This is a genomic window from Paenibacillus sp. 23TSA30-6 (assembly GCF_014858585.1).
Lineage (GTDB): Bacteria > Bacillota > Bacilli > Paenibacillales > Paenibacillaceae > Paenibacillus.
In genome coordinates this window covers 134,868-142,694 of the sequence record NZ_SLTL01000014.1, presented here as the reverse complement: position 1 = coordinate 142,694, position 7,827 = coordinate 134,868, and the positions used below count along the sequence as shown (strand labels likewise).

Genomic DNA, 7,827 nt, shown 5'->3' with positions numbered 1-7,827 from the left:
TTACCTCACACTTAGCTAAGGGTGAAATCCTGCGAATTCATGAGCCTGAGTGAGAAAACTAAATCATATTGAGGGAGCTTAATCAGCTATTAATTAGGTTACTTCCAGTCACAAGTGCCATTTCTTTCATTTATGTTGTTGATTTACTTCCTCAACAAAGTCAATTGTATTCATAAGTTTTTGTATGAATTTTGGGAAGAAGTAGGCTCCAAAAAAAGCACAGATAAACGCTTCAGCCCAAATTTTCGACCAAAATTGCAAGAACATGCTACTGTAACCGAAGTTTATGGATACCAAAATAAATGAAATGAAAAAACTTATAGTAAATGCCATTAAAAAAGCAAAAATAACCCTCTGGTATTTCTTATTAATCTTCATTCATATTCCTCGCTGTTTATTTGAATTAACTATTAACTTAATTTTTGCAAATCGACACTTTCATATTGAAGTATTGTCTTTTTCATTACAGGCTCTTCAATTTTTCCTTGTTTTTTTTGTATATTCATTACTTTATGCTCGTTAACATGCTCCTCTCTTGACAGCCATGTCATGAAATCCTTCTTCGATTTCCATTTAGTTACAAGAACATATTCAATGACGTTATCTTTCTCTTTCTTCCAACACTCCAAATTTAATAAACCTTGAATATTTTCAGTTGAAGCTACGGTTTTTATGATTTTTTGAGTAATACGTTCTTCATTGGATTTTAAACCTTCGAAATGAGCTTGATTAATAAACATGTTGCTTATTCCCTCCTATTTATCTTATTAAGTAATTATCTTATTAAGTAAGATATTATTTAATAGGATTATACGAGGTCTAAAAGAAGGTGTCAATGAGAATATTTATCATTTATTTTAGAAACTCGTCACTATCCATTATTTTAGCTTTGTACTCAATTTACGAAATACACTCAGCATTTGATCTATTTCCGGTTCCTCGAGATCTTGAAATAGTTCAACGAAGGATGCAGCTCTATGCTGAATAATGTCTTCAACAACCTTTAGCCCTTCACTAGTCAAAGAGAATTGGACAATCCTTTTATCTGTTTCTGACCTAAAACGATTAATTAAGTTATGCTTTAGCAGGGTTTCATTAAGTACGGTTCCTCCTCCAGATGTGATACCCAGATATTTAGTTATATCTGATGCTTTACAAATTTCGACCTGATAAAGATACCTTAAAATAAGTATGTGCCCATCTGCGAGGTTGTATTTCGTTTTTGGAAAAAAGTCATGTTGCCTTTTCATGTTGCTGAAAACAGCTTCGAACAAATCCTGAAATTCTTTTAACTTTAAATAACGAGCTTCGTTCTCATTTTGCAATTCAATCGTTCTCCTCTATTTGGCGTTAACTAAAGTTTAGCTTACAATATCTTGATCCATCTTGATGTAAAATAAAATCAACACATAATAACATATTTTTTCTACTTAAATCCATATTGGAACTAAACTGCCCGTTAGCCTTAATGGGATAGTTCACACTGGTGTTCATGTTTTTATTATCCCACAGACGTGCGGGTAACCCGCTGCCTGGTGTATAATCCGCTGTCCAATGCCATCCACTGACGACGGAAGGATAACCTTTGACGGATGAGGTATTACTCGGCCAATTCCAGCTCCAGCCCAAATTGCTGTCACTGTTATGGAAAATGCTTTGTGTCCAGTCTTGAACCTGTCCTTGCCCCCACACATTATTAAATACATAGTACTTGTTATTGGCAAAATGACTCTTGGGTTGAAATCGTTAACATTCTCAACTAATCCATGCTCACCTCCATTTGTTTAGTGTAAGACCTATTGCTAGTGTTGTGGTAATCATATGAAATTTGTAATTTTTACCAATTCGGATTATAGCATGAAGTTTGTTGGCTTCCCAGTATTTTTCCACGGAAAGCGAGGATTCCGAATACGGAAAATAATGATTTTTCGAGTAAAAAATACAAAAACAATTCCATATATTCATATATACAATTCCCATCCCATGTGATTGTTAACGTTTTCACTAGTATAAACTCACTATGAATGGAAAAAAATAGGGGTGTATTGTGTTATGTAAAATTTTCGATAAATATTTTAGTATGTAACTTTTATTATATTAACAAATACTGGAACACGAAGTATGATAGAAAAGTAGAAACCATAGGAGCACCCGGGACTCCCTTCGTTCGTCTACTCCACTAACCCCATATACGGAGGTAACTTTATGAAAAAGAGATTTTCACTCGGCATTGCAGCAGCTCTGCTGTTCACTACCCTTGCTCCTCTTGGCACACCCGCTCATGCGGCAGGCGATATTGGTAAGGAGGTGCTCGGCAGCAAGAACGGATGGGCAGCCTTTTCTACAGGCACGACAGGCGGATCTGCAGCTACAGCTTCCAATATTTTCACCGTAACAAATCGCAAACTACTTGTGGATGCCTTAGGTAAAAGCAGTAATACAACTCCTAAAATCATTTATGTCAAAGGCACAATCAATGCCAATGTCGATGACAATAACAAGCCGTTAGGATTGAATGATTACAAGGACCCTAAATATGATTTTGATGCATATCTTAAAGCGTATGACCCGTCCACATGGGGTAAAAAGCTTCCGTCTGGCACATTGGAAAAGGCACGTGAGGCCTCACAAAAAAATCAGGCCAGTCGTGTCGTGATTGATATTCCGTCCAATACAACGATTGTTGGTCTGGGTAGCGATGCCGTCATTAACGGCGCAAACTTCCAACTGAAGAAAGGGACAGACAACGTCATTATCCGTAATATTGAATTCCAGGATGCCTACGATTATTTCCCTCAGTGGGACCCAACTGACGGTAGTACAGGCAACTGGAATTCGGAATATGACACCATTACAATTAACGGCGCCACACATGTATGGGTAGACCACAATTCCTTCAATGATGGGTCTCACCCCGATAGCGGAAACGGCACCTTTTACGGTCAAGAATACCAGCATCATGATGGACTTCTCGATGTGATTAACCAAGGTGATCTGGTTACTGCTTCTTACAATCACTTTTACGATCATGATAAAACGTCGATTATTGGCAACAGCGACAGCAAAACAGCAGATGAAGGGGCTTTACGTGTAACCCTGCATCACAATTATTATGAAAACACAGTACAACGCACACCACGCGTGCGGTATGGACAAGTCCATCTGTACAACAATTACTATACAGGTGATGTAAAACGCTCCGAATATCCTTCGCTGTATATATGGGGCGCAGGTAAATCCTCCAAAATCTTCGCCGAAAACAATGTCATCGACGTTGCAGGTTTGTCCGCAGCTAAAATCGTAACTGTTTTTGGAGGCACCGCCCTGTCCGACTCAGGCACTCTCCTGAATGGACAAGCCGTAAATGCAGGCTCCAGCGCGGGTCTTAGCTCTTCTGTAGGCTGGAAACCATCGCTGAACGATAAGATTTCTCCATCCGCCAGCGTGAAGGCAGAAGTCACTTCCCAAGCCGGTTCCGGCAAGCTGTAAAAAACTGCCCCGCTAACACAAACAACCACAGGCTTTCACAACCTGCGGTTTCACACCAAAAAGGCTGTTCCCACCGTAGATTCTTCCACGGAGAGAACAGCCCTTCTTCATTTTCTAATCATTTTATATCACACATTAACCGCCGTATTGTTCTACCAAAACGGGCTTTTCAAATGCATTATCCAGCTTGCGAAGCTTGGCCTTTACCGCTTCTGGCGGCTCAACCACAGGCGCATCCGGATGCAGTAACCATGATTTCACAAAATGCGTATCGGATAATTGAAAGAGTGGAGGCTCTTTCTCAAAGTCAATCTTCATCGCATAAGCACTGCGGGCTGCAAAAGCATCCCCTACAGGCGGATGAAGCAAATCAGGAGGGGTACCCGGAATCGCTGCCAGCTTCTGACCGTGGCTGTCCAAACTTGGCATGGAAGCGAGAAGTCCCCATGTATATGGATGTTTCGGGTTATAGAAAACTTCATTAACTGTACCCGTTTCCACGATTTGTCCGGCATACATAACAGCAACACGATCCGCCATCTTCGCTACAACGCCAAGATCATGGGTAATAAAGATGATGGAAGTGTCGATCTTCTTTTGAAGGTCCTTCATCAGCTCCAAAATTTGAGCTTGAATCGTTACATCCAGTGCAGTCGTCGGCTCATCGGCAATCAGGAGCTTCGGATTGGCAGCCAATGCCATCGCGATAACGACACGTTGACGCATACCACCACTGAACTCATGCGGATACTGGTTAAAACGCTGCTCCGGATGTGGAATACCTACCAGATTAAGCAGCTCAATACCACGTTTATGAGCAGCATCCCTGGATATTTTTTCATGCTTGAAAAGCACTTCCGTGATTTGCTTGCCGACTTTCATCGTCGGGTTAAGCGAGGTCATCGGGTCCTGAGAAATCAGTCCGATTTCCTTACCGCGAATTTTCTGCATCTGCTTTTCCGTTTTATTAATCAGCTCTTGTCCGTCAAAAATAATTTGACCCTTTTGATAAATACCGGGAGGGGTCGGAATCAGCTTCATCACAGCCTGTGAAGTTACACTTTTGCCTGAGCCGGATTCGCCCACGATCGCCAGCGTCTCTCCTTTATTGACATGAAAGTTTACGCCACGAATGGCCTGCACTAGTCCCTGGCGGGTCTTGAAAGATATCGTTAAGTCCTTCACTTCCAAAAGGCGGTTCATCTCATCACTCTTTCATTTATTATTAACCACTATTATTGACCACTATCTAAAAAAACGACGTTCAAGAGTCAAGGTATATACGATTAATTTTACTCAGTTTAGTACCCGCCAGTCAAGCTATATCTGCAATAATACCTAAAACCTGTCATCTTGTGTTATATTAATGGAATGTTTATCCGGAAAAACGATCATTTTTAACCATTTTTTGCACTCATTTATAACATGCATTGAATATAGCTGAACCGTGCTCCACCCAATGGCGAGCGTGTGCAGATCAGTTCTCCGTTCAGCCGGGAGGCAATTTGGCGGCAAATAGCCAATCCCAGACCTGTGACGCCGTTCGAGCCGGTATAGAATCGTCCAAATACCTCTGCCGCCTCTTCTTCAGTCAATCCTTCTCCGTCGTCATCCACATGGATTACCCATACGACCTCCGGGGTCGTTCCCGCCTCCAAATGGATAACAACCTCAGTAGAGGTATGTCGAACCGCATTTTGCAACAAATTCAGCATCATGCGGAATAACTGTTCAGCCGGAACAGCCACATGCAGTCCCTCGCCTTCCACTCGAAGCGAAACAGAACGTTCAGCAGCCACTGGCATCAGCAAATGAATGGCGTCCTCTGCCATGCTTTTCAGATCAATGAGCGAGACAGGCCATTCTTCATCCAGCGCCTCCAGCCTTGATAGCTGAAGCAGCTTTTCCACCATGTCAATCAACCGCTGTGACTGTACTTTGATAATACTCAGCCCTTCGTCCTGGGAGACCACCTGATCCTGAATGGCGTATACGTAGCCCTGAATGGACATTAACGGTGTCTTTAGCTCGTGAGATACATTTTGCAAAAATTCAATTTGACCGTGGTGATGCTGCTGTATACGGGTAGACATGGAGTGAAAAGTACCGATCAGCTCGCCAATCTCGCTTTTGTCTGCCTGTGGAAAATCACTGTCCTGCGGTTGATTCGGCTCATAGTTGCCTACGGCCTCCTTCAATCGTTTGAGCGGACGCACCAAGCGTGAAACGACCATCAGTCCAATGACGAGAATGACGACAAAGCTCGCGACAATGGATAGCAGCGTGGTTCTCATTAATGGCACATACAGCGCTCTTAAAGAAGACAGCGGTGAATATACAAAAATACGAAAAGGCTGCCCAGGCAGTTCTTCATTTGTAAACAGTATCTTTTTACCTTGGAGCACAGCAACCCCTTCATGTACGGTAGCCAGATCATGATCAGACGGATGAACGGATGCAAAAAATCCCTGACGGGTTAATAGCAAACTCTCTATCTTCTTGCCCTCCATTCCAGAAACACTGGAGTCGATGATGCGGTTATCCGTGCTTAAAATAAAATAATCGGCAGACAAAAGCATACCTTTGATAACATAGTTAAGCTCAGCGTTATCCAGTCGGTCAAAGCCTCCGTCGCTCATAATATGGACGGCTTTGCGTGCCTGCTCATGAAGCTTGGATTTAGCCTGATTTACAAGAAGGTCGTCGATAAGCCTGATGAACAAAACCACCGTAATACAGACGGTAATGAGCATTGCGACGGATAGAGACAGCAGTATTTTAGCTCTCATCGTTCGCATGGCTATTGCTCCTGAACCGTTGCTTTATATCCGAATCCCCAAACGGTATTAATGACGAGCGTAGAGTGGTATTCCGCCAGCTTTTTACGAATCCGTTTGACCAGATCGTCCACGACCCTCACATCACCTATAAAATCATAGCTCCACACCTGCTGAATCAGATGCTCCCTGCCAAAAGGTCTTTCCAAATGATTCGAAAGAAACAGCAGCAGATCAAATTCACGCGAGGTTAGATTCAGCTCTTGACCGTCCACCGTTACCTTACGAAATTCAGCGAAAATACACAGATTGCCCGCACGACATACATTTCCGACTGCCTCTGCTGCCTCCTTATCGTCCGGTACAGATGTTCCGGCCTTGGTCAGCCTCAGCATGGCTTTGACTCTGCCAACCAGCTCCCGAGGATTGAATGGCTTAGTTAAAAAATCGCTGCATCCCAGCTCCAGCCCGTGAATACGGTCACTTTCTTCCCCGCGAGCGGAGATCATAATAATCGGCATTTCTGTAAATTCGCGCAGCTGAGTCAACAGGGAAAGTCCATCAATTCCGGGCATCATGATATCGAGAACGAGACAATCCGGATGGTCGGTACGGATATGCTCTACCAGTGTTTTTCCACTGGAAAAGGAAGTCACCTCGTAGGATTCCTTTTTTAAATATTCAGATATTAATTGCAAAATGAACACGTCATCATCTACTACCACTATTTTTGTCATGACCTTAACCCCTTGCCCGTTGTTCTGGATGATTTCATCCTCTCTATAAGCTTAACAGAAGCCTAGCAAAATAGACAAAAGACGGGTATACCGTCCCCGGTCCCGTCTTTTCTTATCATAAATCGCTGCTGTATATGCCAGGCGAGCTGGAAGCGAATTGCTCTCCAACCTTATTTCTTGGTTGTTACTGTTTTAGCTGCTGCTTTTGGAGCGGTTTTCACTGCTGTTTTTGCTGGAGCACCTTTTTTAACAGGAGCTTTAGGAGCCACTTTTTTAGCTACAACATGATGTGCAGCAGTTTTGTGAGCAGTTACTTTTGTTTTTACGGCATGATGTTTTTTCACATGATGTTTAACGGTACGATGCTTCGCTTTTACTGCTTTTGCTTTGTGGGCTACTTTTTTAGCAACCGCTTTTTTGACTGGAGCTTTTTTCGCTTTTGTTGTTGATTTATGAGCTGTTGCAGCTTTTTTAACAGGTGCTTTCACCACTGGTGTTTTTGTCGCAGGTGCTTTTACTGCAGGTGCTTTAGTAGCCGGGGTTGTAACCGCCGGGGCTTTCGTTGCTGGTGCAGTTGTGGCTGGAGTTGCTGTAGCGGCGAATGCGCTGCTTGCTCCTCCCAATACGCTTACTACGGTCAATACGGCTGCTGCATTTTTAGTCCATTTTTTCATGATTGTATCACCTCTCCTTTAAAGTATCTTTAGCTTATCAGGAGAATTCGGGATAATTGTGGAACAAATGTGTGAAAAGTATATGAAAAAGCGTGCAGCCCCGTATTCAGAAAATACGTGAGTCTGCACGCTATAAGTTTTACCCAATTA

8 protein-coding genes are annotated in these 7,827 nt (G+C 42.7%); 1 reads left to right on the top strand and 7 read right to left on the bottom strand.

Annotated elements, in window-relative coordinates:
- Window positions 1–126 precede the first annotated feature (126 nt).
- The 3 genes from E0698_RS14885 to E0698_RS14875 form a co-directional block, all read right to left on the bottom strand.
- On the bottom strand, window positions 127–333 hold the full coding sequence (locus E0698_RS14885; RefSeq protein ID WP_238354006.1) for a DUF2798 domain-containing protein: 207 nt from the start codon (window positions 331–333) through the stop codon (window positions 127–129).
- A gap of 77 nt (window positions 334–410) precedes the next feature.
- A complete protein-coding gene (locus tag E0698_RS14880) occupies window positions 411–740 on the bottom strand; it encodes an antibiotic biosynthesis monooxygenase (protein WP_192512055.1) in 330 nt (109 codons plus the stop codon).
- A gap of 138 nt (window positions 741–878) precedes the next feature.
- Window positions 879–1,325 carry a MarR family winged helix-turn-helix transcriptional regulator gene (locus E0698_RS14875; protein ID WP_192512054.1) on the bottom strand — a complete coding sequence of 149 codons (447 nt, stop codon included), beginning with the start codon at window positions 1,323–1,325 and terminating at the stop codon, window positions 879–881.
- 880 nt (window positions 1,326–2,205) lie between these two features.
- On the opposite strand from E0698_RS14875, the gene E0698_RS14870 reads away from it, so the two are divergent.
- The gene (locus tag E0698_RS14870) at window positions 2,206–3,489 is read left to right on the top strand and encodes a pectate lyase family protein (RefSeq protein ID WP_238354003.1); all 1,284 of its coding nucleotides are present in this window, start codon (window positions 2,206–2,208) and stop codon (window positions 3,487–3,489) included.
- A 135-nt stretch (window positions 3,490–3,624) separates the two neighbouring features.
- Here E0698_RS14870 and E0698_RS14865 read toward each other — a convergent pair whose 3' ends face one another.
- The 4 genes from E0698_RS14865 to E0698_RS14850 form a co-directional block, all read right to left on the bottom strand.
- Window positions 3,625–4,692, bottom strand: coding sequence for an ABC transporter ATP-binding protein (locus E0698_RS14865; RefSeq protein WP_192512053.1), 1,068 nt, complete (start codon window positions 4,690–4,692; stop codon window positions 3,625–3,627).
- A 215-nt stretch (window positions 4,693–4,907) separates the two neighbouring features.
- A complete protein-coding gene (locus tag E0698_RS14860; RefSeq protein WP_192512052.1) occupies window positions 4,908–6,287 on the bottom strand; it encodes a sensor histidine kinase in 1,380 nt (459 codons plus the stop codon).
- A gap of 2 nt (window positions 6,288–6,289) precedes the next feature.
- Window positions 6,290–7,003, bottom strand: a complete 714-nt coding sequence (locus E0698_RS14855; protein WP_192512051.1) for a response regulator transcription factor — start codon at window positions 7,001–7,003, stop codon at window positions 6,290–6,292.
- Window positions 7,004–7,173: 170 nt separating this feature from the next.
- Window positions 7,174–7,677 (bottom strand): hypothetical protein, encoded by a 504-nt coding sequence (locus tag E0698_RS14850; RefSeq protein WP_192512050.1) that lies wholly within the window; start codon window positions 7,675–7,677, stop codon window positions 7,174–7,176.
- Window positions 7,678–7,827 lie beyond the last annotated feature (150 nt).